Genomic DNA, 26,610 nt, shown 5'->3' with positions numbered 1-26,610 from the left:
TGGTGACCGAGCGAGGCGTTGCGGTCGCTCAGGCGTGCCGGGACTTGGATCTTGCGGAGAGCGTGCTGCGTCGCTGGATGCGGGAATTGATGGCAGCGCCTGTTGCGGCATTTCCCGGCAATGGCTTGCAATGCGCAGAATTGGCCGAGATTGCGACCCTGACGAAAGAGGTCGCCAAGCTCAAGGCGGAGCGTGACATCTTGAAAAAGGCGGCAGCTTACTTCGCGCGGGAAGCGACATGACATTCGCTTTCGTGGCAAAGCACCGACACATTTGGCCGGTCAGCTGGATGTGTGCGGTGCTGGGTGTCTCCCGATCCGGCTTCCATGCTTGGCTCAGAAGGCCGATCAGCGAACGCGCGGCTCAGGATGCAAAGCTCGTCCAGTCGATCGACAAGAGCTTCAGGGCCAGCGATCGCACCTATGGCGCCCGCCAGGTCTGGCGTGACGTTCTGGAAGAAGATCTCGCATGTGGACTGCATCGGATCGAACGCTTGATGCGGCTAGATGCAATGAGAGCGCGGCCCAAACGCCGCGGGAACCCGAAGGATGACGGCGAGCGGTCGGTCATCGCCGACAACATCCTCGACCGCGACTTCACAGCGGACCGGCCGAACCAGAAGTGGCTTGCCGACTTCACCTACATCTGGACCGCACAGGGCTGGCTCTACGTGGCGGTCGTGCTGGACCTGTTCTCTAGGCGCGTCGTCGGCTGGTCCATGAAGGCGGAACGGGATGCTTCACTGGTCATGGATGCGCTGATGATGGCCGTCTGGCAGCGCGGAAAGGCCGACGCGCTGCTCCATCACTCAGACCAAGGATCGCAATATACCAGTGAGCAGTTTCAGCGCCTGCTGCTGGACAACGGCATCATTTGCTCAATGAGCCGTGCGGGCAATGTGTGGGACAACTCGGCAATGGAGAGCTTCTTGTCGTCGCTGAAGATCGAACGGACAGCACGCAAGGTCTACCGCACCCGTGACGCGGCACGCGCCGACGTGTTCGACTACATCGAGCGCTTCCACAATCCCAGGCGACGGCATTCGAAGCTGGGCTATCTCAGTCCTATGGCGTTCGAGGACCGAGCTATGCAAATCTAACCCGGTGTCCACGAAACCGGCAGAAGCCCATCACCCACTTGTTTAAGGTCGACATGCCGACCCACAGATCATCCGCATCCTGACGCCGGGAAAGCCCGCTGGTCAACGCGATCCGCACCGCGTCCCTGCGAAATTCATCTGTCCTGACTGTGCCCATGGCTCATCTCCTTTGCTGCACATTGCGTGATCAAAGGAGCGGCACCAAATCGTGACAGGTCCATATCCCATATGAGCCAGAGCGGTTATTTCGCCTTGCAGGAACGCCCTGCCTGTCGCCGCCAACAGCAGGGCATGGTCGTCCTGGCGTTCTCCACTGCACTCGGACCGATGCCTTGCCCCGCTCGCCTTTGCATTGTCGAGTGGCACCCAGGTTGGTCCTTGGATGGGATCTCCGATCTCGTCGAACAGGGTCATGAGATGGGGCATCATCGCACGGCACGCCTGATCTGCGAAAACCAGCTGATCGCGCGGTCCGACGCGGCGCCTCTTGAGGACGACGGACAGCGACCATGCCTGGCCTTTGTTCGGGGGAAACGATCCACCGCATCGTTTCCTGACCCTCACAACCCCCGGACCTTGTGGCGCAGGATCTCACAGCGGATGGCACAAACCGGAAGTGGGGACGGACATCTGCTACATCTGGACGGCGCAAGGCTGGCTCTACCTCGTCATCGTGCTCGATCTTCTCTTGCCCGGTTGCCATTGCGCTTACATCAATGCCGCACAGTCGGCTGGGCGACGAATGACTGCCTGAAACGCGATCTCGCGGTCAACGATCTGCGCCGTGCTCTTGTCGCTCGCAACCCCGCACTAAGGTTGGCTCAGCCCTTGGTCTATCTGCTTTACTGGACATGACGTGATCAAAGAAGCTGCCCCAAACCGTGACATGTCCGGTCTCCTCGCGTGCAACATCATGCCGCTGCGGCCTGAAAAATACGCGCCTTCCAGTTGTTCATATTTTCGGGGTCAAATCCGGTCACTCCTGCAGGACGGTGCTCTCGAGCGTGTCGTTCGTTCCAAAGCGGGCATGACGCGAAGCGGTCGTCTCGCCGTTCCATCGCACATGGCCCAAGTCAGTCAGATCGTATCCGCCCAGATGTATTGCGCGGCGCGCAAAGGCGTCGGTCCGCGCAAATATCAGCAGTCTTTGCATGGCCGGCGCGAAGTAATCGCGGCGGGTCATGACCAGATCGAAGCTTTCGTCGGCGACCAGCGGCAGAAACCCGAGTTGGCCCCGCGCCGACTGCAGCCCGAGGCCGCAATCGGCTTCACCCATCTCGATCAGTGCCGCCAGATCCGCATGGGTTTCGGCGGGGCGGTCGAGCGTGTTGAACTGCGCGATGGAAAGATCGTCACGCGACAGCAGGACATCCAGCAATTGTGCCGATCCGGTCCCGGCCGTACGGACGGCCATACGCAAACCGCGCGCGGCAGCGTCCCGCAGGCCGACGATGCCCAATGGGTTGTCTGTGGCCGTCAGCAGCCCCTGCGTCCGCCGGGCCCAGTGGATCATGACATGGCGGTCGCCGGGCAAATGTGACTGCACGGCGGCCAGGTTCCAGAGACCACTCTCGGGATCCAGCAGATGGCATCCCGCCATGACGGCACGCCCTTCGGCCAGGTCTGTCAGCCCGTGGACCGATCCACGGGCAAGGACGGCCAGACCACTTGCGGACTGACGCAGCGCCCATTCCAGCAATGGATCGTTCGATCCCGCGTAGATGTGTGGTGCGGGGGCGATGCCGGCGAACGGCAGTTCGGTCTGTGCCACCAGCCAGGCGTCCACAAGGGATCGCGGGAACAAGAGCTTGCCCGTGACGCGACTAAAGGGAATCGCCTGCCGGGCCACCATGTCATAGACCGTCCGCTCCTTGATGCGCAGGTAATCGGCCACTTCGACCGTGGTCATCAACGCGGCTGCAGCAGTGCCAGGTGTCGCTGTCTCATGAGTGCTTCTTGTCATTTCTCTGCGCCTGGCTGCATAATTTACATATTTGCCCATTCTTGCATTCTCTGGTGTATTCGACGTTCCTTCGCAAGGAATACACGTGGAAGATCCGTTCGCGACCGCATTCGCCCTGATGGCCAGCGGCGATCCAGAGCTGCGACAGATCATCGGGTTGAGCCTGCGGGTGACGCTGACGGCGGTAGCTATTGCCTGCATGATCGGTCTGCCGCTGGGGGCGGCACTGGCGTTGGCGCGATTTCCGGGACGTGGGGCGCTTGTCGTGCTGTTCAATGCACTGATGGGCCTGCCCCCCGTGGTTGCCGGGTTGATGGTCTATCTGCTGCTGTCGCGGTCCGGCCCAATGGGGGGGCTGGGCCTGCTGTTCACGCCGACCGCCATGGTCGTGGCGCAGACCCTGCTGATCCTGCCGATCGTCGTGTCGCTGACCCGGTCCGTGACCGAGGATCTGTGGCTGGAGTATCACGAGCAACTGCGCAGTCTGGGCGCGGGGCGCCTGCGGGCGGTGCCGACGCTGCTGTGGGACGGGCGCGTGTCGCTGCTGACCGGCGTTTTGGCCGGGTTCGGACGCGCGAGTGCCGAGGTGGGCGCGGTGCTGATTGTCGGTGGCAACATCGCCGGGCACACCCGCACGATGACCACGGCGATCACGCTGGAAACCGCACGCGGTCAACTGGGGTTGGCGGTGGCGCTGGGGATCATCCTGATGGCCATGACACTGACCCTGAACGCCGTGGCCTGGGGTGTCGGCCAGTGGGCGAAGGAGCGGCTGGAATGACCGTGCCGCCTTCGCCCACACCTGCGATCCTGCCGCTGACGCTGGATGCCGCAAGCTATGCGGCTGGCGGGCAGGTGCTGCTGTCTGATGTCAGCGTGACGATCACGTCCGGGCGCAGGCTGGTGATCATGGGTGCGAACGGCGCGGGCAAGACGCTGCTCTTGCGTCTGTGTCACGGGCTGATCGACCCGACCGCCGGGCGCCGGATCTGGGCGGACGGGTCCGCCCGAACCGCCGCACAGGCGATGGTGTTTCAGCGTCCGGTGCTGCTGCGCCGCACGGTGGCCGCGAACATCGCCTATCCCCTGGCGCTGCAGGGGATGGCGGCGGACCAGCGCCGCGACATGGTGGCGCGGACCCTGCACCGGTTCGGCCTGACACCGCTGGCGGATCGGCGCGCGCGGCGGCTGTCCGGGGGTGAACAGCAGCGCGTGGCCCTGGCCCGTGCCTGGGCGATGACGCCGCACGTCCTATTTCTGGACGAGCCGACATCCGCCCTCGATCCGTCGGCGACGCGCATCATCGAGGACATGATTGCCAGCATCGCTGCCGAGGGCATCACCATCGTCATGACCACGCACGATCTGGGGCAGGCCCGTCGTCTGGCCGAGGATGTGGCGTTCCTGCACCGCGGCAGGCTGATCGAGCATCGGCCCGCCGCCCCTTTCTTCGCGGGGCCGCACACCCCGGAAGCACGCGCGCACCTTGCGGGCGATCTGATCTGGTAATCAAACGAGAGATAACAGCATGATACCGTATAATACCCGCCGTTCCGTCCTTCTTGGGCTTGCAAGCAGCCTCGCCTTGCTGACGGCGCTGTCGGCGGCGGCGCAGGAGTTCATCACGGTCGCGTCGACGACCTCTACCGAAAACTCGGGCCTTTTCGGGCATATCCTGCCCCTTTTCCAGGACGAGACAGGCATCGAGGTCCGTGTCGTGTCCCAGGGCACCGGGCAGGCGCTGGAAACCGGTCGTCGCGGCGATGCGGATGTGGTCTTTGTCCATGCCCGCGCTCAGGAAGAAGCGTTCGTGGCCGACGGTTACGGTGTCGAACGGTTCGACGTGATGTACAACGACTTCGTCATCGTGGGCCCCGGTGACGATCCCGCCGGACTGGATGATGTGGCAGATGCGGCCACGGCCATGGCGGCGATCGCCGGGTCCGGCGCGTCATTCGCCTCGCGCGGGGACGACAGCGGCACGCATACGGCGGAACTTGCGCTGTGGGAGGCAGCCGGCATCGAGCCGATGGGCGCGTGGTATCTATCCACCGGGTCGGGCATGGGGGCGACGCTGAACGCGGCGGCTCAAATCCCGGCCTATGCGCTGACGGATCGTGGGACATGGCTGTCGTTCGAAAACCGTGGCCCGCTGCAGATCGTGTTCGAAGGCGACGATGCGCTGTTCAACCCTTACGGCATCGTCCTCGTGAACCCCGAACGACATCCAACGGTCAAAGCCGAGCAGGGACAGGCCTTTATCGATTGGATGGTGTCGGATACAGGCCAGGACGCCATTGCCAGCTTTACCATTGGCGGCGAGCAGTTGTTTTTTCCCACCGCAGGGCGACCGTCGGAGTAAGGCCGCCGAGAACCTGTGGCCGGACACGCGTGGTCCGGCCATATGCCCAAATCGCCGTTTTGCGTGTCGCAGGACCGCGTTATTCGTCGGCGATCAGCGGCGGGCTGGAATGAGAGTTGAGGTTTTCATCGCCGCGCAGCATCGTGCGCTCTGAACTGGCCCGCGTCGCATCGTCGATCAGTGCGCCGATCTCGCCCTCGGTGGCCGCGAACGACATATTGGCGATGGCGGCGGCCGTGTCGGTCAGGGCGGTCTCCGCCTGTTCCAGCTCGACCGGGTCGGCAAAGAGGTCTTCAGATTCCGTGAACAGGACGTCGCAGGCATCCTCGGTCAGGTCGGCCGCACATTCGGTGACGACCGCGCGCACGTCGCCGCAGGTCGTGGCATCGGGTGCCGCGATGCAGTCGTCGACCAAGGGAACGAACATGCTGATGGGTCTGTCGGCCAGCGTGGAGTCGTCGTTCTGCGACTCTTCGGCCTGATCGGCGATCATCTGTTGCTGTGCCGTCTGCGCTGTGGCCACCAGTGGCAACAGGCTCATGATCAGCGCCAGTGCGGCGGAGCGTTTCGAGATCGGCATGGAATTCTCCAGTCGTTGCAGGATGGCGGACCGGGGTTTAGTCCGCGACGGCAGGCGATTGCAGCCGTGCGTGTCTGCAGTCTAACGTCGCCTGACTATAATTGGTTGCACCTTGCAGCCCGGAAAGATCCGGAGCCGGGGATGCGCTGCGGCGCCTTGCCCCGGATCAGCGCGGTGCGGCGTGCGGGTCGAAGCCTGCGATGACGACGGCGCGTGTGCGGCAGTCGTCGCACATCTCCAGCAGGCGGCGGCGGTCGGCGCCATCGGGGCCGCTGAACATCCAGTGGCCGTCCAGTTTGTCCAGCACGCGGCGAATGCTGGATGCGGTGCCAAACGCCTTGCCGCAGCTGGCGCAGCAAAAGGGCTCTTCTTCCTTTAGGATCTGCCGGGGCCGGGTCCAGGCGGCAAGGTCGATCTGTGGCGCCAACGTGATCGCCTCCTCCGGACAGGTGGCGGCGCAGATACCGCATTGCACACAGGCGCTTTCGGTAAAGCGCAGCATGGGCCGGTCGGGATTGTCGCCCAGCGCGCCCGCCGGGCAGGCGCCCACGCAGGCCAGACACAGAGTGCAGGCGTCCGCGTCCAGCACCACCGCGCCGAAGGGTGCGCCGGCCGCCAGCGGCATGCGGTCCGCCGGGCGCGGTGCGGTGCGGTTCAATTCCGACACGGCCAGTGTCAGCAGGCCGCGCTTGTCGTCTGGTGGCAGAAAGCTGGACCGGGCCGGACGCATCGCAGGTGCCGGGTGCCAGACAGCGGCATCCAGCGCGTCCGGGTCGTCGGTTTGGATCAGCGCACAGGTGTCGCGGGCAAAACCCATGGCGTCGCAGATCGTGGCCATCAGGTTCATGGTCTCTGCCAGTCCGTCCAGCGGATGCACCGGGCGGGCCGGGGCCAGCACGGCTATGCCGCCGGCCCCCCACGCCAGGGCTGCGGCCATCACCTCTGGCCCGATCTGGCTGGGGGCGTTGACGGGCATCGGGATGACATGCGCCGGCAGACCGCGGCCATGGCGCGCCAGCGCGTCGATCAGGTCCGCGCCATGGCCTTCGTCGTGCAACAGGATGACCGGGGCTGTCCGGGCCCCTGCCGCGAACCAGTCCGACAGGCCGCGGCGCAGGCGGGCGGCGATGTTGGCCACGACGGGCATGGCATAGGCGGCGGCCCCCGTGGGGCAGGCCGCGGCGCATTGCCCGCAACCTGCGCAGATCGCGGGGTCGATGGACACGACATCGCCGTCGGGCGCAATCGCACCCGCCGGGCACAGGTCGAGGCAGCGGGTGCAGCCGGTGATCTGGTTGCGGGAATGGGCGCAGAGCGACGGCGTGAAGTCGATGTATTTCGGCTCGTCAAAGGTGCCGGTCATCTGACCCGCCTCGGCCACCAGCCGTGCCACGGCGGCAGGGTCGCGCGGATCGGCGCGCAGGTATCCGGGGCGGGCGTGGGGGAACAACGGCGGGTTGCCGGTCAGGTCCAGAACCAGATCGCACTGCGACACTGCTCCGTCGCGACCCTTGCCGAAATCCAGCCGCGTCCGCGACGACGGCGCAGGGGCGGCATAGGCATTCACGGTCAGCGCAAAGGCCCCCAGATGCCCGCGCGCGGCCCCGATACGCCCTTGCAGCACCGGCCACGTCGTCTGACGCGGCGGGGTCACGTCCGCGCCGGGCAGCAGCAGCACGGTGATGTCCAGCAGGTCCGACAGATCGCGGGCCGCCGTCAGCGCCACGTCGTCGCGCCCGAGGATCAGGGTCACGCCGCCACTCTCAAGCGTCACGATGTCGAAGGCTGTCGGCGCCATCTCTGCCATGCCCAGCAGGGCGGCCATCTTGGGCGCAGCCTTTGCGCCGTCGTCCGACCAGCCTGCGGTTTCGCGGATATTGGCGAACTGCAGCGTGCCGGCATAGCCCGCGTTGGCGGCAACCTCGGTGAACAGGAGTGCCTCCTGCGTGCAGGCGACCGTGATCGACGCAAACTCACCCAAAGCCGCGCGGAAATTGTCCAGTTGCGCACGGCACAGCTGGCTTGCAGGCGTATCCGCCACGCCCAGCGCCCGGGGCTGCAGAGGCAGCGTCCCTTCGCAGGTGCAGATCAAGCGGGTCCGGGGGGATGTGTCTTGCATGGGCCTTTTCTCGTGCCTTCGGCTGGACTATCTGCACCGTGTAGCCTGCAAGGCTTTGATTGGACAGCGCGGGGAGCAGAGAAAATGGCGCCAGACCTGCCACCGCAGCCACAGGTCGCAGACGCGGGGCTGCGGATCGTCCTGCCGCCGCCCTTCGATCTGGTGCGAACCGATCGGCGCGATGTGCTGGCGGTGGCCGTGGACCTCGCCCCCGATCATGGTGCTGGCACACTGGTGCTGCACCAGTCGCCGGGACTGCTGGCCTTTGCCGTCGTGCTGGAACCGGACCGCCCGCTGCACGACGCGCAGCATGCGTTTGTGCTGGGCATGGCGGCGCTGGCCGATGCGCTGGCGGTGCATTGCCCCCCTGAACGTCCGGTGCGTCTGCGCTGGCCCGATCAGGTGATCTTTGATGCCGCGCGGCTGGGTGGCGGGCGTCTGGCGGTCCCCCCGGACTGTGCCGAGGACGCGGTGCCCGACTGGCTGGTCTTCGCCGCCGACCTGATCGCGGACCGCGATCACGTTTCAGAGACGGGACGGTTTCCCGACAGCACATCCCTGCGCGAAGAGGCCTTTGATGCCGACACCGATATCGTCGCCACCTTTGCGTCCTACCTGATGCTGTATTTCGATCGCTGGACGCATCGCGGATTCGACGCGGTGGCCGAGGAATATCTGGCCCGCGTCGATCCACCCCTGGTCCAGGGCGCGCGCCTGATCAGCGACGGGCGGATGCAGGACATCGCCCCCTCCGGTGCGATCCGCGAACATGCGCCGTTGCGCGACGCCTTGCTGCGGCAGGACTGGCGCACGGATGCGGGGCCCGTCCTGTGACGCGGTTGCCGCGCACCATCCGGCTAGACCCGTCCGATCGCGTGATCTTTGCCCCTGCGGCGGAGCCGGGGCAATGGGCAGTGCCGGGCACCTTCCTGTTCTGGGGCCGCCCCGCCGACAGCCTGACCCGCAAGGACGCGATCGCCTTTCGCAGCGGCTTTCTGGGCGTTGCGGATTTCGGCCACGCGACCCTCGTGACCGTGCAGGACGCCCGCCCGGACGAACGCGCCGCCATGGTGGCGCTGTTGGCAAACGGGCTGGTCACCCATCTGGGCGCACCGACCATCGCCCAGGCGACAGAGGCCGCCGAAGACGAGGTCGCCCTGGTCGAGAGCCTATGCCGCGACCATGCCATAGGCACGCTGATCGCGCTGCACCGCACCCATGAGGGCGATGACATCCGCGAACAGTTCCGCACCCTGCGCCCGCGTGACGAAACGGCCTTTTCCGGTAGCCATCTGGCCGGACACGACCGGGCCTTCCAGTTCTTCGAGGAAGAGGCGGATGCCGGCGTGGACCTGTTCGACCTGCGGGGGCGAAGCTGATGCCGGAATTCTGGGTCGCCTCCGGTCACCACCTGACCCGCCTCGACGCCGCAGGGCGGATGCTGGTCACGGACGAGCTGTTGTTGGCATGGCTCGCGCGGCCCGAAATCCTGCCCCCCGATGACGCCTGCCCCGCCGAACGGGCGCTGCACCGCCGCCTCCTGGACCACCCCCGCGCACCTGTGCCGGACCTTGCCATCGCGGCCCTGCAGGACCGCGATGCGCAGGACAACTGGCGGCTTTTCCTGACCCTGCGCGACCGCCTGTTGGCCGCCGGCACGGTCGAGGGGGGCTATGCCGCGATCACGCGGGACGGGGTGCGCCTGCCTGTCGTCTTCCTGTCGCAACTGCTGCAACTGATCCTGCGCAATGCGCTGGACGGGTGCGACGATCCGCAGACTTTGCGCGCCGCCGAATGTCTGTTCCGACCCCAGCGCGCGCAGGTCAGGGACGGTGCGTTGCTGCTGGCCGATGACGAACTGGTGACCCTGTTCGAGGCCGAGATGCACAGCTCGCCGCTGACGGCGATGTTTTCGGGGGGCATCGACAGCCTCGACGTGCTGGGGGGCGGCAACGACTGGACCTATTGGTCGCGGTCGGACGCCCATACGACGGTGCTGAACTTTGGCGGCGACCCGCAGGCGCGGCAGGGCATGGCGCGGGCGTTGACGGCGTTCATCAAGCACATGCTTGGAATTGCGGTGACGATCACGCCGCACCTGCGTGCGGACGACGTGGACCTGCGTTGGTACGTGGGGCTTGACCGGACGGGCACCGCCATCGGCGATGCGCTGTGGCGCAGTCAGCCGCAGCCGGGCCCCTTGGTGGGGCTGTTCGCGCTTCACTTTGACGATCCGCAAGCCGTGCGCGCCGATCTGGCCGGACAGCCGGTCTGGCTGATCCTGGGGCAAGAGGCCGATGGCGCGGTCCGCATGAAGCCGCAAAACCTGTTGACGGGGCTGCCACTGGCAGCGCCCGCATTGCACTAGGGGGGCAGCATGCCGGAACAGATCATCCGCCTAGGGGTCCTTGCCTTGCGTCGCCCGCCCGTGACCCGGTGGGGGCAGGCGCAACTGCAACCCTTGGCCGTGCTGATGCCGGAACCTGCGGCCGCCGCGCATACCCGGCTGCTGGACGATGAGGGCACCCAGACGTGGTACCTGGGCGGGCGCGATCTGGCGCTGTGGTCCGGCGACACCGGACACTACCGGGACAATCTGGAGTCGGACCAGCCCCGCATCTGGGTCGCGTTGCGCGGCAACGATCCTGCTACGTCGCAGATCGTCCGGCTGACGGCCGATCCCTACGAGGGCGAGGGGCTGTCGTCCGACCTCGACCTGATCGTCGGTGTCGTGCCGATGCCCGACGCGCTGCGGGCGCTGACGGCGGACTTCGTGGACCGGCATCATGTGGAAATGCCGTTCAAGAAACGCAAACGCACGGCCGCAAATCCCGCTGACGACGATGAACGCGGGTCGCCCCGCGTTCTGCAACCGGGCGACAAGTGGGAGGCCACCAAGGGCAGGGGGCGGTTCTCATGACGGCATCAGGCGACGGATTTCTGGGGCGGTGGTCAAGGCGCAAGCGCGAAGCCCGCGCGGACGACGACGTAGCTGACACCGACGTCGCGCATGTTTCAACGCCGGATCTTGCGACTGAACCCGAACCGCTGGGCGTAACCCTGACCGAGGACGAACTGGCCTCCTTGCCACCCATCGCAGACCTGACCGAAGGTAGCGACATCCGCATGTTCCTGCAGGCGGGTGTGCCGCGCGCCTTGCGCAGTGCCGCCCTGCGCAAGGTGTGGATGCTGACACCAGCGATTCGTGACTACAAGAACCCGGCGGTGGATTATGCCTGGGACTACAACACGCCGGGCGGCGTGCCGGGCGACGGTCTGGCCCCCAGCCCGCAACGGGCGGCCCAGATGCTGCGCGATCTTTTTGCCCCGCACGCCCCGCTACCGGTTGCGCCGACACGCGACCCGTCCTCCTTGGATGATGACGCGCCAGAGGAAAGACCGCATGTCGCCGATGCGGCACCATTGGCCGTAGAGTCCGTGCGCCGCGAGGCGGTCGCCGCACCTGCCCCCGTGGTACCGGAGGCAACCGCCGCGGTTCACCCGGCGACAGCGCCAGAGACAGCGCCACGCAAGCGGCACGGCGGCGCCCTGCCATCGTGGACGTGATCGCGGGAGCCGCATTTCGTCGGCCCGGAAACTGGACAGATCGGCGGTTTGCCGCTATCAAAATGAAATAGCTGCACGATTTTGCAGCATTACCGGAATGCCGTCATGCAACACAGTGCGCTCAACACTGCGCCCATCGCGGGATCAGCCGTTGCCGGGTCGACCGTCGATGCGATCGACAGGACGCGCGGTGATCAGTACCGGTTCCTCGCATGTCTCCTCGCATCCCCGCCTTCGGCACAGATGTTGACCGCCATCGCAGCACTTGCGCCTGAACCGACGGCCTTCGGGGATGCCGTGAAGGCCGTGGCGCGCGCGGCGGCCACGACGTCGCAGCCTGATGTTGCGCGCGAACACTTTGAACTTTTCGTCGGCGTCGGGCGCGGTGAACTGCTTCCCTATGCCAGCTTCTATCAGACGGGATTTCTGAACGAGCGTCCGTTGGCCGATGTGCGCGCGGATCTGGCGCGCTTTGGCGTGGCCCGTCAGGAACAGCGGTTCGAACCGGAGGACCACATCGCCCTGTTGCTGGAGGTGATGGCCGACATGACCCAAGGCCACATCCCGGCCGGGCGCGACCGGCAACAGGCGTTCTTCAACCGCCATCTGGCGCCATGGGCTGCGCAATTTTTCGACGATCTGGCGGTCGCACCAACTGCCGCCTTTTATCGTCCGGTGGCCGAGGTGGGCCGCCTGTTCGTGGATATCGAAACACGCGGCTTCACACTTGCCGCATGATCATAAAACCAGACCGGTTCGCCGTGTCGCCGAGGGAGGATTCGAGATGGCCAACAACGATGCGATGCCGATCAATCGACGGGCGTTCTTTGGTGTCGCGGCCAGCAGTGCGGCGGCAAGCACAGTGATGGCCGTCGGTGGCGCAAAGCCGGCCTTTGCGCAGACCGAAACCGGCGACGAGCGCACCCGCGCCCGCTATCAGCTGACCGAACACGTCGAAACCTACTACCGCACCAACCGCTACTATCCCCGGGGGACCAACTGATGCTGATCAAGCGCAAGGCCCGCGACACGGCCGCGACCGGCCGTCTGTCGCAGATCGCCGCCACCTTGTCGGCCAGGCCGCTGGATCGCCGCAGCTTTCTTGGGGCGGCGGGTCTGGGTGTGGGCGGGCTGGCGGCCATCGGCACGATGGGCGTCGGCATGACGCGCCGGGTCGAGGCACAGGGTTTCGACGACCCGTCCCAACCGATCGAGGTGCGGACCAACATCTGCACCCATTGTTCCGTCGGTTGCACGGTCAAGGCCGAAGTGCAAAACGGCGTGTGGGTCGGACAAGAGCCGGGTTACAATAGCCCGATCAATCGCGGCACGCACTGCGCCAAGGGCGCATCCGTGCGCGAAGTGGTCCACGGCGCCCGCCGCATCAAGTATCCGATGAAAAAGGTCGGCGGCGAATGGCAGCGCATCTCCTGGGAACAGGCGATGGACGAGATCGCCGAAAAGATGACCGAAATCCGGGGCCGGTCTGGTGCGGATTCGGTCTATATGCTGGGGTCGGCCAAATTCTCGAACGAAGGGGCCTATCTGTTCCGCAAGTTCGCGGCGTTCTGGGGCACCAACAACGTCGATCACCAGGCGCGCATCTGTCACTCGACCACCGTGGCAGGCGTGGCGAACACCTGGGGGTATGGCGCGCAGACTAACAGCTACAACGACATTCGCAACGCCAAGACGGTGATCGTCATGGGGTCCAACGCCGCCGAGGCGCATCCCGTGTCCATGCAGCACATCCTTGAGGGCAAGGAGACGCAGCGCGCCAATGTCATCGTGATCGACCCGCGGTTCACCCGCACGGCGGCCCATGCCACCGAATTCATCCGTTTCCGTCCCGGCACAGACATCGCCGTCATCCACGGGATGCTGTGGCACATCTTCGAGAACGGCTGGGAAGACCGCGACTACATCGCGCAGCGTGTCTACGGCATGGATCAGGTGCGCGAGGTCGTGCGGGCCTATCCCCCCGATGTCGTGGAAAACATCACAGGCATCCCCGGCGACACCCTGAAGCGGGTCGCCGAAACATTCGCCAAGGAACGCCCCTCCACCTTTATCTGGTGCATGGGCGGCACGCAGCACACGGTCGGCACCGCCAACGTACGGGCCTACAACATCCTGCTGCTGGCCACCGGCAACGTCGGCGGCGAAGGCAGTGGCGCGAATATCTTCCGCGGCCACTGCAACGTGCAGGGGGCCACGGACTTCGGTCTCGATATGGGTAACCTGCCGCTGTATTATGGGCTTGGCGCCGGTGCCTGGCAGCATTGGTCGCGCGTGTGGGACGTGCCTTACGACTATTTCGTCAGCCGGTTCGACGCCGTGCCGGCCAAGGGTGGCCGCGAGGCGCGGACGCCCACGCAGAACATGGAAGTGCCGGGCATCACCTCGACCCGCTGGTTCGATGCGGTCACCATCGACGCCGAAGACATCGACCAGCAGGACAACATCAAGGCGATGATCGTGTTTGGCCACGGCGGCAACACGGTGCCCCGGATGCAGGACGCACAGCGCGGCATGGACGCGCTGGACCTGCTGGTGGTTGCCGATCCGCACCCAACCACCTTTGCGGCGCTGCACAGCCGCACCGACAACACCTATCTGCTGCCAATCTGCACGCAGTTCGAAACGTCCGGGTCGCGCACCGCATCGAACCGGTCGATCCAGTGGGGCGAAAGGGTCGTGGAACCGATCTTTGAATCCGACAGCGACTATTCCGTGATCCACGCCCTGTCCACGCGGTTGGGCTTTGCCGACGAGATGTTCAAGAACTTCGACATGGTGCAGGGCAAGTTCGGCATGGAACCCACGCCGGAATCCATAATGCAAGAGATCAACCGCGGCGGCTGGTCAACAGGATATACCGGCCAATCGCCAGAGCGGCTGAAGGCGCATATCGCCAACCAGCAGCATTTCGACCTGATCACCCTTCGCGCCGGTCCCGATGCGCCAGAGGAGGTGCGCGGCGATTACTATGGCCTGCCGTGGCCCTGCTGGGGGACGCCGGAACTGCGGCATCCGGGCACGCATATCCTGTATAACACCAACCTCGCGCCGATGGACGGGGGCGGCGCCTTCCGGCCCCGCTTCGGCCTCGAATACGAAGGCGAGACATTGCTGGCCGAAGGCAGCTGGCCGCTGGGGTCCGAGATCGAGGACGGCTATCCCGAGTTCACCTATGCCCTGCTGGAACAGCTGGGCTGGGACACCGACCTGACGCCTGCCGAACTGGCCGTGATCCGGGACATCGGGGCCAGCGACCCGGAAAAGATCGCCACCGTATCATGGTCCACGGACCTGTCGGGCGGCATCCAGCGGGTGGCGCTGCAACATGGCTGCGTGCCTTTCGGCAACGGCAAGGCCCGTGCCGTGGCGTGGAACCTGCCCGATCCCGTGCCGGTCCACCGCGAGCCGATCTACACGAACCGTCCGGAGCTGGTGTCGAACTATCCCACCAACGACGACCGTCGTCAGCAGCGGATGCCCAACATCGGCAAGGTGGTGCAGCAGGACGTCGTGGATCGCAACGTGTCCACCGACTTCCCGCTGATCCTGACCTCTGGGCGTCTGGTGGAATACGAAGGCGGCGGCGAGGAAACCCGGTCCAACCCGTGGCTGGCCGAGTTGCAGCAGGACATGTTCGTCGAGGTGAACCCGGCGGATGCGACCGCGCGTGGCATCGTCGATGGCGGCTGGGTCTGGGTGACGGGGCCCGAAGGCGGGTCGAAGGCGCGGGTCAAGGCGATGATCACCGAGCGGGTCGCCGCCGGCGTGGCCTTCATGCCGTTTCACTTTGCCGGGTGGTTCCAGGGCGAGGATCAGCGCGGCAACTATCCGGCCGGCACGGACCCCATCGTGCTGGGCGAATCCGTCAACGTCATCACCACCTATGGCTACGATCCCGTCACAGGTATGCACGAGGGCAAGGTCACGCTTTGCCAGATCGCCGCAGCGTAAGGAGCTGAGATTATGGCACGCATGAAGTTTCTGTGCGACGCGGACCGCTGCATCGAATGCAACGCCTGCGTCACCGCCTGCAAGAACGAGCACGAGGTGCCATGGGGTATCAACCGTCGCCGCGTCGTGACGCTGGATGACGGGCTGCCGGGCGAACGGTCCGTGTCGATGGCCTGCATGCACTGCACCGACGCGCCCTGCGCCTCGGTTTGTCCGGTGTCGTGTTTTTACACGACCGACGACGCGGTGGTGTTGCACAACAAGGATACCTGCATCGGCTGTGGTTATTGCTCGTATGCCTGTCCCTTCGGCGCACCGCAGTATCCGCAGACCGCCAATTTCGGCACACGCGGCAAGATGGACAAATGCACCTATTGTTCCGGCGGGCCGGAACCGGACATGACGCAGGCCGAATACGTCAAATACGGGTCCAACCGCCTGGCCGAAGGCAAGCTGCCCCTGTGCGCCGAGATGTGTTCGACCAAGGCGCTGCTGGCCGGCGACGGCGACATCATCGCCGAAATCTACCGCGAGCGGGTTGTGACACGCGGCTATGGCTCCGGTGCCTGGGGCTGGCGGACGGCTTACGGCGAAACGCTGACGGTGTAAGGAATGACCATGGCACATCAACTCACCCGCTTTTTCGCCGTCCTTGCCCTGTCGCTTGGCCTCGTGCTGACCGGCATGACCGCACAGGCACAGGTCAATCCGACGGCCAGTTCCGTGACCGAGGACTCGATGTTCGAGGCCTTGGGCACATCGGACACGGTGTCGGGACGGGTTTCGATCCCGAACAAGACTGCGGGAACGCTGATCAAGCCCGATAACAAGGACTGGGCGGCCTTTCAGCGCGGCGCGCTGCCGTTGATCTTTGTCGTGGCACTCGGCGGCATGCTCGTGCTGCTGGCCGCGTTCTATCTGATCAAAGGGCGCGTCCGCGTCGAACACGGCATGTCGGGCCGCACGATCGAACGGTTCAGTGCCGTCGAACGGTTCGCCCATTGGACGCTGTCATCGACGTTCATCATCCTCGCGCTGTCCGGCCTGAACCTCGTGATCGGCAGATCGGTGATCCTGCCGTTGGTGGGCGAGGCGGCCTACGGCACGCTGACCGCATGGGGCAAGCTGGCGCACAACTTCCTCGCCTGGCCGTTCATGGTGGCGCTGGTGCTGATCGTGGTATTCTGGGTCGCCCACAACATCCCGAACAAGCTGGATCTGGTCTGGATCAAGCAGGGCGGTGGTCTGTTTAAAAAGGGCATGCACCCGCCCGCCAAAAAATTCAACGCAGGCCAGAAGGTCATCTTCTGGTGCGTCGTCGGCGGCGGTGTGGCGCTGTCGTTCACGGGCTACATGATGCTGTTCCCGGTGCAGGCGGGGACCCCGTCAGACTGGCAACTGTATCAGACCATTCACGGTCTGGTCGCCGCCGGTCTGACCGCCATCATCATCGCTCATATCTACATCGGGTCGGTGGGCATGGAGGGGGCGTTCGATGCGATGGCCTCCGGGCAAGTGGACGAGAACTGGGCGCGCGAACACCACTCGCTCTGGGTCGAGGAGGTGAAGGGGCGCACGGATGCCCCCGCCGCAGGACGGACCCATCCCGCCGAATGACCCGGTCAAATGCGCCACAAACCGTCTGCGTCGTGAAAACGGCGCGGATGGTTTTCTGCCATGAAAGGCATGTTACGTGGCAGAGCTGAGCCTCGGCGACCTGCGTCGCGCGCTGGACGGACTGACATTGCCCGACGGTGCGCCGCTGCTGGATGCGGTGCAGCCGACCGGGCTGAGCGTGGCCGGATCGCGGGTCAATCTGACGATCACAACCACCGCGGATCGTGCCGCGGCATTTGCCCCGGTCCGGGCGCAAGCCGAAGCGCTGCTGCGCCGTGTCCCCGGTGTGACCCATGCCTTTGTCGTCCTGACGGCAGACGGCGCGGGGCCGACGCCGGACCTGGGACGGACTGCGGCCAAGGCCGATCCGCTGGCGGGCGTGCGTCACGTCATCGCTGTCGCATCGGGCAAGGGCGGTGTCGGCAAATCCACCACGGCGGTCAATCTGGCGCTGGGCCTGCGCGCCCTGGGGCTGTCCGTGGGCATCCTCGACGCCGACGTGCATGGCCCGTCGCTGCCGACCCTACTGGGGCTGCACGGCAAACCCGCAGCCCGTGGCCGCAAGCTGGTACCGATGCAGGCCTATGGCCTGCGGGCCATGTCGATGGGGCTGATGGTGGATGCGGAAACCGCGATGGTCTGGCGCGGGCCGATGGTCATGTCGGCAATCACGCAGATGATGGCCGACGTGGACTGGGGCGCGCTGGACGTGCTGGTCGTCGACATGCCGCCGGGCACCGGCGACGCGCAACTGGCGCTGGCGCAGGGCACGCCGCTGTCGGGTGCTGTGATCGTGTCCACCCCGCAGGATCTGTCGCTGATCGACGCGCGGCGCGGCATCGCCATGTTCCGCAAGGTCGATGTGCCGATCCTGGGGCTGGTCGAGAACATGTCCCATTTCATCTGCCCTGACTGTGGCGGCGATCACGCGATCTTTGGCCACGGTGGCGCGCAGGCCGAGGCGGATCGCCTTAGTGTGCCGTTCCTGGGGGCCGTGCCGTTGGCAATGGACCTGCGTGCCGCATCGGACGCAGGTCGACCAGTGACGGCCAGCGACCCGGATGGGCCGCTGGGCCGGATCTATCAGACGATGGCCCGTGCCGTGATGGCCGGGTTGACGCATATCACACGGGGGGAGATACCCGCCCGCACAAGACAGGACACACTGCCATGAAGCCATTTCTTGCCGCCCTGACCTTTGCCGTGCTGACCGCGATCGTGGCGAATTACGTGCTGTTGGGCAACTTTGCCCGACCGGTGGCAAGCGCCTTTGCCACCGAGGGTGCGCGCGTCGGCGATCCCGGATCGAACCTGACCGGATACTGAAGGGGCAAGGTCATGGCGTCGTGGCCGGTTGCCGTCTTCGCCATGATGATGGCAGCCACGCCCCTGCAGGCGCAGCATACGTCTGGCCATGCGGGTCCGGTCAGCGCACTGGCCGTGGGGCCGGATCGGCTGGTTTCCGGCGGCTTCGACGGACGGGCGATCCAATGGGACGCCGATGGTGCCACGGCGCGGCGGATCGTGCGGTTTCACGACGGCAACGTGACGGCGGTAGCCATCTTGTCCGACGGGTTCGTGAGCGCGGGACAGGATGGCCGAGTCGCCGTATGGCGTGACGGCGCCGATACGCCGGTCATTCAGACGGCCGCTGCCACGAGCCCGGTGTCGGTGCTTGCGGTCGGTGAGGCGCAGATCTTTGCGGGCTTCTTTGACGGCTGGGTGCTGCGGCTGGATCGTGCATCCCTGACCCACACGACAGCGCCCGCCCACACGGGCCGCGTGTCTGGGCTAAGTGTTCTGCCGGACGGTGATCTGGTCTCCGTCGGGGCGGATCTGCGCCTGATCCGTTGGGATCCAAAGGGGCAACCCGTCCTGCGCGCCGATCTGCCGGACCTGCCCAACGCCATGGCGCTGGCCGGCGACGCGCTGGCGGTGACCTTTGCCGATGGGGCGCTGCGGATGTTCGCGCCCGATGGCACGGAACTGCCTGACCGGTTCCTGAGCGACCGCCCCCTTGTGGCCGTGGCCGGTTCGGCGGATCATGTGGCCGCAGCCGCCATCGACGGCACGGTCTGGCTGCTGGACCTGCCGTCGCTGACCACGCGGGCGCAGATCACAGCCAGCGATGGGCCGGTCTGGGCCCTGGCCCTGTCGGACGATGCCCTATTCAGCGCCGGGGCGGACGGCGCGATCCGGCGCTTGTCGCTGGACGATGGCGCGCCTATGGGCGCACCCGCCACGGCGCTGGCCGCCGCGCCCGATGACGGCAGCCGCGGGGCAGAGGTCTACCGCGCCTGTGCCGTCTGCCACGCCCTGACACCCGACGACCACGACCGTGCCGGACCCAGCCTGCACGGCATATTCGGCCGACCTGTCGCCAGCGCCGATGGCTATGCCTATTCCGACGCTCTGCGCGCCATGGAGATCGTCTGGACGCCCGAGACCGTCGGGGCCCTGTTCAGCGTGGGCCCCGACGCCTATACACCCGGTTCGCGGATGCCCGACCAGCGTGTGACCGACCCCGCCGACCGCGCGGCGCTGCTGGACTACATCGCCCGCCACGGCGGCTGACCGCCCTTTCACGGCCCTGCGGGCCACCCTTTCCGTCAGGACAGCCAATGACCGACCATCCCCTGTTGCCCGATCCCGACGCGCCCCGCCTGACGCGGGCGGTGCAGGGCACCGATCACACCGGTGCCACCATCGACATCCGCGTGGTCGAAGAGCGCCCCCTGACGATCTTTCTGAACGCGCAGGAAATCGTCACAGCCATGACCATCGGCGACTATCCCGAGTATCTGGCCCTTGGTTTTTTGCGCAATCAGGGCATGTTGCGCGACGACGACCGGGTGACGGGCGTCGATTACGACGAGGACCTAGAAACTGTCGTGGTCCGCACCGAACGCCAGACAAGTTACGAGGACAAGCTGCGCAAAAAGACCCGCACCAGCGGTTGTGCCATAGGCACCGTCTTTGGTGACATGATGGAGGGGCTGGAGGGCGTGACCCTGCCAGTCGCACCCCTGCGCACGTCGTGGCTCTATGACCTCGCGCGGCAAGTCAACACGCTGCCGTCGCTCTATCTGGCGGCGGGCGCGATCCACGGCACGGTGCTGTGTCAGGAAAACCTCGTGCTGGTCTATATGGAGGACGTGGGCCGCCACAACGCCGTGGACAAGATCGCGGGCTACATGCTGCGGCATGACGTGCCTGCGGCGGACAAGATCCTGTACACCACCGGGCGGCTGACGTCCGAAATGGTGATCAAGACCGCAATGATGGGGATCCCTGTCTTGGCCTCCCGTTCCGGGTTCACCGCCTGGGGGGTCGAGATCGCGCGCCAGACCGGGCTGACGCTGATTGGGCGGATGCGGGGGCAGCGGTTCGTCTGCCTGTCGGGGGCGGATCGCCTGATCCGCGACGCCGATCTGACCGCTGTGCCCGACGAGGATCGCCAGCATCGCCGCAAGGGGGCAGAGGCGTGACCGCGCCGCTGGGCGTGATCCTGGCGGGCGGGCGCGCGACCCGCATGGGCGGCGGCGACAAGGGGTTGCTGATGCTGCGCGAAAGACCCCTGATCGGACATGTTATCGACCGGCTGACCCCGCAATGTGCCACGCTTGCGATTAATGCCAACGGCGATCCGGCGCGGTGGGACGACTTCGCCCTGCCGGTGCTGCCCGACAGTGTGGCCGACCAGCCGGGGCCACTGGCAGGCGTGCTGGCCGGTCTGGACTGGGCGGCAGCGCGGGGCGCGGATGCCATCGTGACCGCCGCCGCCGACACGCCGTTCTGCCCAGCGGATCTGGTGGCGCGGTTGCAGGCACAGGTGGGACCATCAGGCCTGTGTCTGGCCGCCAGCCCGGACTCGACAGGCCGGTTGCAACGGCATCCGACTTTTGGCTTGTGGCCGGTTGCCCTGCGTGACGATCTGCGGGTGGCCCTGACCGATGGCCTGCGCAAGATCGTGCTGTGGACCGACCGGCACGCCAGCGGTGTCGCCGTGTTCGATAGCGTGCCGCATGATCCCTTCTTCAACGTGAACGCGCCCGAGGATATGGCGCAGGCCGAAACACTGCTGGGGCGCGCATGAAGGTTTTCGGGATCACGGGCTGGAAGAACACCGGCAAGACCACCCTGACCGAACGGCTGGTGGCCGAGATGGTGCGGCGCGGCCTGCGTGTGTCTACTGTGAAACATGCGCACCACGACACCGACATCGACCAGCCGGGCCGCGACAGCCACCGGCACCGCATGGCGGGCGCAGGACAGGTCATCCTGGCCTCGTCCCGCCGCTGGGCCCTGATGACAGAGCTGCAGGACGCGGGGGAACCGCCACTGGAAACGCTGCTGGCACGGTTCGATCCCTGCGATCTGGTGCTGGTCGAAGGCTACAAGATCAGCGCGCACCCCAAGATCGAGACGTGGCGGGCCGCGACGGGCCGCGCCTTGCTGGCCCAAGGCAACCCCACGATCCGCGCCATCGCCCGCGATGCGCCGCTGGATCATCCGCTGCCGCAGTTCGATCTGAACGATGTCGGGGCGATGGCCACCTTTATCCTGCGCGAGGTGCGGTTGTGAGTGATCTGATCCCGCCTCGCCTGCGCAACGACTGCTTCGCCATGCCGCAAGGCGTGACTTGGGTACCCGTCGATGCCGCGCTGGACCGGCTGCGTGCGGTGCTGCATCCGGTCACGGCGACAGAGGATGTGGCCGTGGCCGATGGATTGGGCCGCGTGCTGGCTGTGCCCGTGACCGCGCAACGGTCGAACCCGCCGCTGCCCAATGCGGCGGTGGACGGCTACGGCTTTGCCCATGCGGCCACCGGCGACGGGGTACAGCGCCTGCCGCTGGCCGTGGGACGGTCCGCTGCGGGGCAACCGTTCGATGGCGCGCTGCCGCACGGTCAGGCATTGCGCATCCTGACGGGCGCGGTCCTGCCCGACGGCGTCGATACGGTCGTGCTGGAGGAGGACTGCGCCACCGACGGGCAGACCGTGGCCTTTGACGGGCCGGTCCGGGCAGGGGCGAACACACGACGGGCGGGCGAGGATGTGGCGGCGGGCGCACAGGCCTTGCCCACCGGTCGGATGCTGTCGCCCGCGGATCTGGCGCTGCTGACGGCGCTGGGCGTGGCGCGGGTCGCGGTGCATCGCCGCCTGCGGGTCGCGGTGCTGTCCACCGGCACGGAACTGGTGTCCGATCCGACGATCACGGCGGTACCGCACCAGATCTATGACGCCAACCGCCCCATGTTGCTGGCCCTGCTGGCGGGCTGGGGCTGCGAGGTGGTCGATCTGGGCCATGCCCCCGACGACCCCGCCGAGATCGCGGACCGCCTGGACGCCGGTGCGCTGGGGGCCGATGCGATCCTGACATCCGGCGGCGCATCCGCAGGCGACGAAGACCACGTGGCCCGCCTGCTGCGCGACAGCGGTACCCTCTCCAGCTGGCGCATCGCGATCAAGCCGGGGCGTCCGCTCGCACTGGCCATGTGGCAGGGCGTCCCGGTGTTCGGCCTGCCCGGCAACCCTGTGGCGGCGCTGATCTGCACGCTGGTCTTTGCGCGGCCCGCGCTGCTGGCGCTGTCGGGCGCGGGCTGGCGTCAGCCGCAGGGGTTCACGGTGCCTGCCGCCTTCGCCAAGCGCAAGAAGGCGGGCCGCCGCGAGTTCCTGCGCGCCCGTCTGAATGATGCTGGCGCGGCCGAGGTTTTTGCCTCCGAAGGGTCGGGGCGCATCTCGGGTCTGTCGTGGGCCACCGGATTGGTGGAATTGCCGGACGCTGCCTGCGACGTGGCGCAGGGCAATCCGGTGCGGTTCATCCCCTATGCGGCCTTCGGGCTCAGCTTCGGCGGATGATGTAGGCGGTAGCCCCGTCTGGCAGATCATCCATTTCCAGCAGGGCGTGGCCGGACTCCACGCAGAAGTGTGGAATATCCACCACGGCAGCGGGGTCGCTCGCCAGCACCCGCAGCACCGCACCGGGGGCCATCGCGCGCAAACGCTTGCGTGCCTTCAGCACGGGCAGGGGGCACAGCAGGCCGATCACGTCCAGGGTTTCTTCGGTCATGCCTGTTCCTTCGATGTCGCCGGGACAAACCCGAGGGCCGTCAGATCGTCTGCCGCTGCCGCCAGCGCATCCTCGAACGCCGCCAGCGCACCCGCATCGCGGGGTTCCTGCCAGACGGCGAAATCATAGTGTTCGTCGGCGACGGGCAGGAACGCCAGATCCAGCGCCGCTGCGACCGGTGCGATGGCCATGCCCCAGTCGGCCCGGCCTTGTGCCACGGCTGCCGCCACGGCGTTGTGCGACGCGGGCTGGTTCCAGTACCCCGCCGCGCGCGCGCCCTGCAACAGCCGGTCCAGCAGGATCCGCGTGCCGGATCCGGCGTTCCGGTTGACCATCAACGCATCGGGGTCGCCCAGAACAGTGGCCAGCGCCGCATCCACATCTCGCCCCTCCAGCCGTGCATCGCCCTTGCGATATACGATGCCCTGCATCCGCCGCCAGCCGGGGATCAGCCGCATGCCGGCTGACAGGAACGGTGTGTTGTAGGTGCCGCTGTCGGCGTCCAGCAGATGGATCGGCGCAATGTCGCAGTCCCGCCGTCGCAAGGCCGCCAGCCCTCCCTGCGATCCGGTGGCCAACACGCGGGGTAACGGCCCTGCATCGTCCATCCGCCCCAAGACGGCGTCGAGACCCGTGCAGTGGCTGCCGATGATGGCCAGTGAGGGCGCCGTGACCTGGGAACCGAACAGCGTGACCTGCACCTGCGTGCCGGCGGACAGCCCGTCGGCCAAGGCGGGCACCGTGACGAAACCATCGGCCTGCGCAAAGGCCGTCACCGCCCCGGACCCCTTGGCAACCGCATGGGCCACTAGCCCGTCCGCGCCCTGCAGCAGTGCGACCATGGCGAATTCGGTCCGTCCCAGATCCGACGGCAGATGCACGGGCAGATGCGCCGTGACAACCGCCGCGCTGCGCCGGGGCAGACCCGCCAGCAGGCGCAGGGCGGGCGCGACGAGGTCGTGGAACGTGAATATGGCGGAAGTCGGGAACCCCGGCAGCACCACCACCGGCTTGCCGTCGCACACTGCCAGACACAGCGGCTTGCCCGGTTTCAGCGCGACCCCGTGAGCCACGATGCCGGGGGCACCCAGACCGGCAATCGCCTGCACGGTCACGTCGCCGGTTCCCTTGGACGTGCCGCCCGACAGGATCACCCCGTCATGGGCGGCATGTGCCGCAGCCAGCGCTGTCTGCAAGGCGGTGGCATCGTCGCCGACGATCCCCAAATGGACCGGATCGCAGCCATTCTCGCGCAGGGCCGCCACGATGACCGGACCGTTGCTGTCATAGACCGCCGCGGGTCGCAGGGGCTCTCCGGCGGCCACCAGTTCGTCCCCCGTGGACAGGATCGCTATTCGCGGCTTTGCCCAGACCGGCGCATGGTCGAGGCCCACGGCGGCCAGCATCGCCACCTCGCGCGCGCCGATCAGGGTGCCACGCCGCAGCATGATCTGGCCGGATGCGATGTCCGATCCGGCAAAGCCGACAAAGGCGCCGGGGGCCACAGCACGGTTGACGGTGATGCCACCGTCCGCCGGTTCCGTAAATTCGATCATCACGACCGCATCCGCGCCGCGCGGCATCGGACCCCCCGTCGCGATGGCCGTGGCGGTGCCGGCACCCACGGTCAGCGCCGGCGGCGTCCCGCAGGCGATGACCTCGGCGTTCAGGCGCAGATGGCACGGTTCCGCCCCCGAGGCCTGGGCCAGATCGGCGGCCCGGACGGCAAAGCCGTCGACCAGGGCGCGATCAAAGGGTGGCGCATCGACGGGCGATGCGATGTCACGGGCCAAGACTCGGCCGAGCAGCGCGTCCAGCGCAACCGGTTCGACCCGGGTGGGTCTGGGGTGCAGCGCGGCAAGGAACGCGGTCTCGGCGGCATTGCGCGACAGGATGTGCAGGAACTGGGACTGTGTGGGGGCAGGGCGGGTCATGGGTGTGTGATCGATCCGGGGCTCAGGGCTGTGCCGGCCAACGGCGCACCGGCTGGCAACCCTTCGCTGTCCGGCGGTATGATTGCAAAGGCCGATGCGCGCGACAGGGTGGCAAGTGTGATGACACCGGGCACGTCCGGCGCCCACCCTTCGTCGCTGGCGCGCAGCAGCACCAGATCGGACAGGCCGGGGACCGACGAGATGTTGCTGCGCAAGGTGCGCGTCACCGGCCGTGCGATGGCGCCCGTCAGCGCCAACACCGCCGGCATCCCGAGCGCGAGCAGACCTGCGATCATCCCGTCGAACCGGGGCGGTAAGTCCAACACAAGGCTATCGTTTTCCCACGCGAGCCATGCGGTCTCAAACCCGGCGAGGGCCAAGCGCGGCCTGTGATCCCTGCCTGTCCGAATTTGCAGGTGGGGTTGTCGGGATGATGCCACAGCGCCCATGCCTGCAATCCAGCGGTTCACGAAATCGGTGTGCGCCGCCGTGTCCAACGCCACTTCGACACGCGGCCGACGCACAGAAACGGTCCCGATGCCGGCCTCTTCTGCAAGAAGAGCCACCAACGCATCGACCCTGCTGCCCGCCTCTGCGATGACCGTGCCGGCCCTGCCGTCATGGCCAGAACGGCGCACACCATGCCCCGGACCGCAGGCGGCAATGACCATTGCTGTCGCGCCGGACCCATCGAAGGCAGAGGTCGGCAGGACGGCATCGGCAGTCTCTGGCACGTCCTGACCAGCAGACACCCTGTGTGCCGCAAGGAGCGATAAAGGCATCTGTGGGCTTGCGCCAATCGTGTCATCGGATGCAACCGCGATGCCCGCTTGCAGGGCCTGCGACCTGCGCGGCAGGTCATGTGGCAGCACCACTGGCAGTGCCAGCACATGACCGAATGCAGATGCCAGCGACGCATCCTCGGCCGATATCGGTGCCAGGCCAGACTGTGTCAGGCAGGCCTCTAGCGTTTGCAATTCACTCATGGGTCAGGACTATCACCCGACCCGTTGAAGCGCCAGTCGATCAGCAGGACGACCCATGTCACGCACCCGTGTTTCATGCCCATTCAGGGGTGGCGGGGCAATGTCACGACCAGCGGACAGGCACGTCCGATGATCGTAGTCGTCCGCGACGTGGAACCCGGCGATGGTGAGAACGGACATCATCGGGATTGGTGTCAGACCGCTTTGACTACGCGTCCCGACCTTCAGTCGGGCCGTCATCCGCACGTCAAGCACATGTCTCGATTTTCGCGGCAGTACACGAATGGTCACAGGCGGCGCGCGGCCATCGGATGACGCCATGAAAGACGATTTCTCGTA

General features: G+C 66.5%; 27 protein-coding genes and 1 pseudogene. 21 read left to right on the top strand and 7 right to left on the bottom strand.

Annotated features, from left to right (window positions below):
• Window positions 1-2: 2 nt before the first annotated feature.
• A protein-coding gene (locus tag BMX16_RS05185) for an IS3 family transposase (protein ID WP_245731345.1) occupies window positions 3-1,099 on the top strand; the annotation gives its coding sequence in 2 pieces (ribosomal slippage) (window positions 3-213 and window positions 213-1,099; 1,098 coding nt in all).
• A 31-nt stretch (window positions 1,100-1,130) separates the two neighbouring features.
• Here the strand turns inward: BMX16_RS05185 and BMX16_RS17305 are convergent.
• Window positions 1,131-1,256, bottom strand: a pseudogene (locus BMX16_RS17305) (transposase); the annotation flags it as partial.
• 819 nt (window positions 1,257-2,075) lie between these two features.
• Complete coding sequence (locus tag BMX16_RS05180) at window positions 2,076-3,008, bottom strand: helix-turn-helix transcriptional regulator (RefSeq protein WP_218139828.1); 933 nt, start codon at window positions 3,006-3,008, stop codon at window positions 2,076-2,078.
• Between the two features lie 172 nt (window positions 3,009-3,180).
• Here BMX16_RS05180 and BMX16_RS05175 point away from each other — a divergent pair, with 172 nt between their 5' ends.
• The 3 genes from BMX16_RS05175 to BMX16_RS05165 are packed head-to-tail and all read left to right on the top strand — an operon-like array spanning window position 3,181 to window position 5,424.
• A complete protein-coding gene (locus tag BMX16_RS05175) occupies window positions 3,181-3,843 on the top strand; it encodes an ABC transporter permease (RefSeq protein ID WP_089899775.1) in 663 nt (220 codons plus the stop codon).
• Window positions 3,840-4,571 (top strand): ATP-binding cassette domain-containing protein, encoded by a 732-nt coding sequence (locus tag BMX16_RS05170; RefSeq protein WP_089899683.1) that lies wholly within the window; start codon window positions 3,840-3,842, stop codon window positions 4,569-4,571. Before BMX16_RS05175 ends, BMX16_RS05170 begins: the two co-directional genes overlap by 4 nt.
• A 19-nt stretch (window positions 4,572-4,590) precedes the next feature.
• The gene (locus BMX16_RS05165) at window positions 4,591-5,424 is read left to right on the top strand and encodes an ABC transporter substrate-binding protein (RefSeq protein ID WP_089899680.1); all 834 of its coding nucleotides are present in this window, start codon (window positions 4,591-4,593) and stop codon (window positions 5,422-5,424) included.
• Between the two features lie 79 nt (window positions 5,425-5,503).
• Here the strand turns inward: BMX16_RS05165 and BMX16_RS05160 are convergent, their stop codons facing one another.
• Together BMX16_RS05160 and BMX16_RS05155 are read right to left on the bottom strand one after the other, a co-directional pair.
• Window positions 5,504-6,004: a hypothetical protein gene (locus BMX16_RS05160; RefSeq protein WP_089899677.1), complete on the bottom strand. Its 501-nt coding sequence runs from the start codon at window positions 6,002-6,004 to the stop codon at window positions 5,504-5,506.
• Between the two features lie 166 nt (window positions 6,005-6,170).
• Window positions 6,171-8,123 carry a 4Fe-4S dicluster domain-containing protein gene (locus tag BMX16_RS05155; RefSeq protein WP_089899674.1) on the bottom strand — a complete coding sequence of 651 codons (1,953 nt, stop codon included), beginning with the start codon at window positions 8,121-8,123 and terminating at the stop codon, window positions 6,171-6,173.
• An 84-nt stretch (window positions 8,124-8,207) separates the two neighbouring features.
• On the opposite strand from BMX16_RS05155, the gene BMX16_RS05150 reads away from it, so the two are divergent.
• The 17 genes from BMX16_RS05150 to BMX16_RS05075 all read left to right on the top strand — a co-directional run bounded on the left by BMX16_RS05150 (window position 8,208) and on the right by BMX16_RS05075 (window position 23,140).
• A complete protein-coding gene (locus tag BMX16_RS05150; protein ID WP_089899670.1) occupies window positions 8,208-8,957 on the top strand; it encodes a biotin/lipoate--protein ligase family protein in 750 nt (249 codons plus the stop codon).
• Window positions 8,954-9,502, top strand: a complete 549-nt coding sequence (locus BMX16_RS05145) for a DUF6505 family protein (RefSeq protein WP_089899668.1) — start codon at window positions 8,954-8,956, stop codon at window positions 9,500-9,502. The genes BMX16_RS05150 and BMX16_RS05145 overlap by 4 nt, the downstream gene beginning before the upstream one ends.
• Complete coding sequence (locus BMX16_RS05140) at window positions 9,502-10,491, top strand: DUF6352 family protein (RefSeq protein ID WP_089899665.1); 990 nt, start codon at window positions 9,502-9,504, stop codon at window positions 10,489-10,491. Before BMX16_RS05145 ends, BMX16_RS05140 begins: the two co-directional genes overlap by 1 nt.
• A 9-nt stretch (window positions 10,492-10,500) precedes the next feature.
• A complete protein-coding gene (locus tag BMX16_RS05135; RefSeq protein WP_089899662.1) occupies window positions 10,501-11,043 on the top strand; it encodes a DUF3305 domain-containing protein in 543 nt (180 codons plus the stop codon).
• Window positions 11,040-11,690 (top strand): DUF3306 domain-containing protein, encoded by a 651-nt coding sequence (locus BMX16_RS05130; RefSeq protein WP_089899659.1) that lies wholly within the window; start codon window positions 11,040-11,042, stop codon window positions 11,688-11,690. Before BMX16_RS05135 ends, BMX16_RS05130 begins: the two co-directional genes overlap by 4 nt.
• A gap of 105 nt (window positions 11,691-11,795) precedes the next feature.
• Window positions 11,796-12,428, top strand: a complete 633-nt coding sequence (locus BMX16_RS05125; protein WP_245731342.1) for a TorD/DmsD family molecular chaperone — start codon at window positions 11,796-11,798, stop codon at window positions 12,426-12,428.
• Window positions 12,429-12,474: 46 nt separating this feature from the next.
• Window positions 12,475-12,693 carry a hypothetical protein gene (locus BMX16_RS05120; RefSeq protein WP_089899656.1) on the top strand — a complete coding sequence of 73 codons (219 nt, stop codon included), beginning with the start codon at window positions 12,475-12,477 and terminating at the stop codon, window positions 12,691-12,693.
• Between the two features lie 2 nt (window positions 12,694-12,695).
• Window positions 12,696-15,662: a formate dehydrogenase subunit alpha gene (locus BMX16_RS05115; protein WP_425434003.1), complete on the top strand. Its 2,967-nt coding sequence runs from the start codon at window positions 12,696-12,698 to the stop codon at window positions 15,660-15,662.
• A 12-nt stretch (window positions 15,663-15,674) separates the two neighbouring features.
• Window positions 15,675-16,271, top strand: coding sequence for a formate dehydrogenase FDH3 subunit beta (fdh3B, locus tag BMX16_RS05110; protein ID WP_089899650.1), 597 nt, complete (start codon window positions 15,675-15,677; stop codon window positions 16,269-16,271).
• A gap of 9 nt (window positions 16,272-16,280) precedes the next feature.
• A complete protein-coding gene (locus BMX16_RS05105; protein ID WP_218139827.1) occupies window positions 16,281-17,279 on the top strand; it encodes a formate dehydrogenase subunit gamma in 999 nt (332 codons plus the stop codon).
• Window positions 17,280-17,355: 76 nt separating this feature from the next.
• Window positions 17,356-18,453 carry an Mrp/NBP35 family ATP-binding protein gene (locus BMX16_RS05100; RefSeq protein ID WP_089899644.1) on the top strand — a complete coding sequence of 366 codons (1,098 nt, stop codon included), beginning with the start codon at window positions 17,356-17,358 and terminating at the stop codon, window positions 18,451-18,453.
• Window positions 18,450-18,605 (top strand): hypothetical protein, encoded by a 156-nt coding sequence (locus tag BMX16_RS17560; RefSeq protein WP_177174571.1) that lies wholly within the window; start codon window positions 18,450-18,452, stop codon window positions 18,603-18,605. Before BMX16_RS05100 ends, BMX16_RS17560 begins: the two co-directional genes overlap by 4 nt.
• Window positions 18,606-18,617: 12 nt before the next feature.
• Complete coding sequence (locus tag BMX16_RS05095; RefSeq protein ID WP_089899642.1) at window positions 18,618-19,853, top strand: c-type cytochrome; 1,236 nt, start codon at window positions 18,618-18,620, stop codon at window positions 19,851-19,853.
• Window positions 19,854-19,900: 47 nt separating this feature from the next.
• Window positions 19,901-20,767: a formate dehydrogenase accessory sulfurtransferase FdhD gene (locus tag BMX16_RS05090; protein WP_089899636.1), complete on the top strand. Its 867-nt coding sequence runs from the start codon at window positions 19,901-19,903 to the stop codon at window positions 20,765-20,767.
• A complete protein-coding gene (gene mobA / locus BMX16_RS05085) occupies window positions 20,764-21,375 on the top strand; it encodes a molybdenum cofactor guanylyltransferase MobA (RefSeq protein WP_089899633.1) in 612 nt (203 codons plus the stop codon). The genes BMX16_RS05090 and mobA overlap by 4 nt, the downstream gene beginning before the upstream one ends.
• Entirely contained in the window at window positions 21,372-21,863 is a 492-nt protein-coding gene (mobB, locus tag BMX16_RS05080; RefSeq protein WP_089899630.1) for a molybdopterin-guanine dinucleotide biosynthesis protein B, read from the top strand. The genes mobA and mobB overlap by 4 nt, the downstream gene beginning before the upstream one ends.
• Window positions 21,860-23,140 carry a molybdopterin-binding protein gene (locus BMX16_RS05075; RefSeq protein ID WP_245731340.1) on the top strand — a complete coding sequence of 427 codons (1,281 nt, stop codon included), beginning with the start codon at window positions 21,860-21,862 and terminating at the stop codon, window positions 23,138-23,140. Before mobB ends, BMX16_RS05075 begins: the two co-directional genes overlap by 4 nt.
• Here the strand turns inward: BMX16_RS05075 and BMX16_RS05070 are convergent.
• The 3 genes from BMX16_RS05070 to BMX16_RS05060 are packed head-to-tail and all read right to left on the bottom strand — an operon-like array spanning window position 23,124 to window position 26,271.
• On the bottom strand, window positions 23,124-23,351 hold the full coding sequence (locus tag BMX16_RS05070; RefSeq protein ID WP_089899627.1) for a sulfurtransferase TusA family protein: 228 nt from the start codon (window positions 23,349-23,351) through the stop codon (window positions 23,124-23,126). The two genes, BMX16_RS05075 and BMX16_RS05070, sit on opposite strands and share 17 nt — an antisense overlap.
• Window positions 23,348-25,285: a molybdopterin biosynthesis protein gene (locus BMX16_RS05065; protein WP_089899623.1), complete on the bottom strand. Its 1,938-nt coding sequence runs from the start codon at window positions 25,283-25,285 to the stop codon at window positions 23,348-23,350. The genes BMX16_RS05070 and BMX16_RS05065 overlap by 4 nt, the downstream gene beginning before the upstream one ends.
• On the bottom strand, window positions 25,282-26,271 hold the full coding sequence (locus tag BMX16_RS05060) for a molybdopterin-binding domain-containing protein (RefSeq protein WP_089899621.1): 990 nt from the start codon (window positions 26,269-26,271) through the stop codon (window positions 25,282-25,284). The genes BMX16_RS05065 and BMX16_RS05060 overlap by 4 nt, the downstream gene beginning before the upstream one ends.
• Window positions 26,272-26,610: the final 339 nt, after the last annotated feature.

This window comes from Loktanella fryxellensis, assembly GCF_900110065.1.
GTDB classification, from domain to species: Bacteria; Pseudomonadota; Alphaproteobacteria; order Rhodobacterales; family Rhodobacteraceae; genus Loktanella; species Loktanella fryxellensis.
This window is presented reverse-complemented; position numbering and strand designations above follow the sequence as displayed.

Bases quoted from the DNA above. Each gene is read 5' to 3' on its own strand.
- BMX16_RS05130 (WP_089899659.1), top strand. From the start codon at position 11,040: ATGACGGCATCAGGCGACGGATTTCTGGGGCGGTGGTCAAGGCGCAAG.
- BMX16_RS05060 (WP_089899621.1), bottom strand. From the start codon at position 26,271: ATGAGTGAATTGCAAACGCTAGAGGCCTGCCTGACACAGTCTGGCCTG.
- BMX16_RS05155 (WP_089899674.1), bottom strand. From the start codon at position 8,123: ATGCAAGACACATCCCCCCGGACCCGCTTGATCTGCACCTGCGAAGGG.
- BMX16_RS05065 (WP_089899623.1), bottom strand. From the start codon at position 25,285: ATGACCCGCCCTGCCCCCACACAGTCCCAGTTCCTGCACATCCTGTCG.
- BMX16_RS05120 (WP_089899656.1), top strand. From the start codon at position 12,475: ATGGCCAACAACGATGCGATGCCGATCAATCGACGGGCGTTCTTTGGT.
- BMX16_RS17560 (WP_177174571.1), top strand. From the start codon at position 18,450: ATGAAGCCATTTCTTGCCGCCCTGACCTTTGCCGTGCTGACCGCGATC.
- fdh3B (WP_089899650.1), top strand. From the start codon at position 15,675: ATGGCACGCATGAAGTTTCTGTGCGACGCGGACCGCTGCATCGAATGC.
- BMX16_RS05070 (WP_089899627.1), bottom strand. From the start codon at position 23,351: ATGACCGAAGAAACCCTGGACGTGATCGGCCTGCTGTGCCCCCTGCCC.
- BMX16_RS05170 (WP_089899683.1), top strand. From the start codon at position 3,840: ATGACCGTGCCGCCTTCGCCCACACCTGCGATCCTGCCGCTGACGCTG.
- BMX16_RS05140 (WP_089899665.1), top strand. From the start codon at position 9,502: ATGCCGGAATTCTGGGTCGCCTCCGGTCACCACCTGACCCGCCTCGAC.
- BMX16_RS05105 (WP_218139827.1), top strand. From the start codon at position 16,281: ATGGCACATCAACTCACCCGCTTTTTCGCCGTCCTTGCCCTGTCGCTT.
- BMX16_RS05135 (WP_089899662.1), top strand. From the start codon at position 10,501: ATGCCGGAACAGATCATCCGCCTAGGGGTCCTTGCCTTGCGTCGCCCG.
- BMX16_RS05180 (WP_218139828.1), bottom strand. From the start codon at position 3,008: ATGACCACGGTCGAAGTGGCCGATTACCTGCGCATCAAGGAGCGGACG.
- BMX16_RS05165 (WP_089899680.1), top strand. From the start codon at position 4,591: ATGATACCGTATAATACCCGCCGTTCCGTCCTTCTTGGGCTTGCAAGC.
- BMX16_RS05175 (WP_089899775.1), top strand. From the start codon at position 3,181: ATGGCCAGCGGCGATCCAGAGCTGCGACAGATCATCGGGTTGAGCCTG.
- BMX16_RS05160 (WP_089899677.1), bottom strand. From the start codon at position 6,004: ATGCCGATCTCGAAACGCTCCGCCGCACTGGCGCTGATCATGAGCCTG.
- BMX16_RS05125 (WP_245731342.1), top strand. From the start codon at position 11,796: ATGCAACACAGTGCGCTCAACACTGCGCCCATCGCGGGATCAGCCGTT.
- BMX16_RS05090 (WP_089899636.1), top strand. From the start codon at position 19,901: ATGACCGACCATCCCCTGTTGCCCGATCCCGACGCGCCCCGCCTGACG.
- mobB (WP_089899630.1), top strand. From the start codon at position 21,372: ATGAAGGTTTTCGGGATCACGGGCTGGAAGAACACCGGCAAGACCACC.
- BMX16_RS05095 (WP_089899642.1), top strand. From the start codon at position 18,618: ATGGCGTCGTGGCCGGTTGCCGTCTTCGCCATGATGATGGCAGCCACG.
- BMX16_RS05150 (WP_089899670.1), top strand. From the start codon at position 8,208: ATGGCGCCAGACCTGCCACCGCAGCCACAGGTCGCAGACGCGGGGCTG.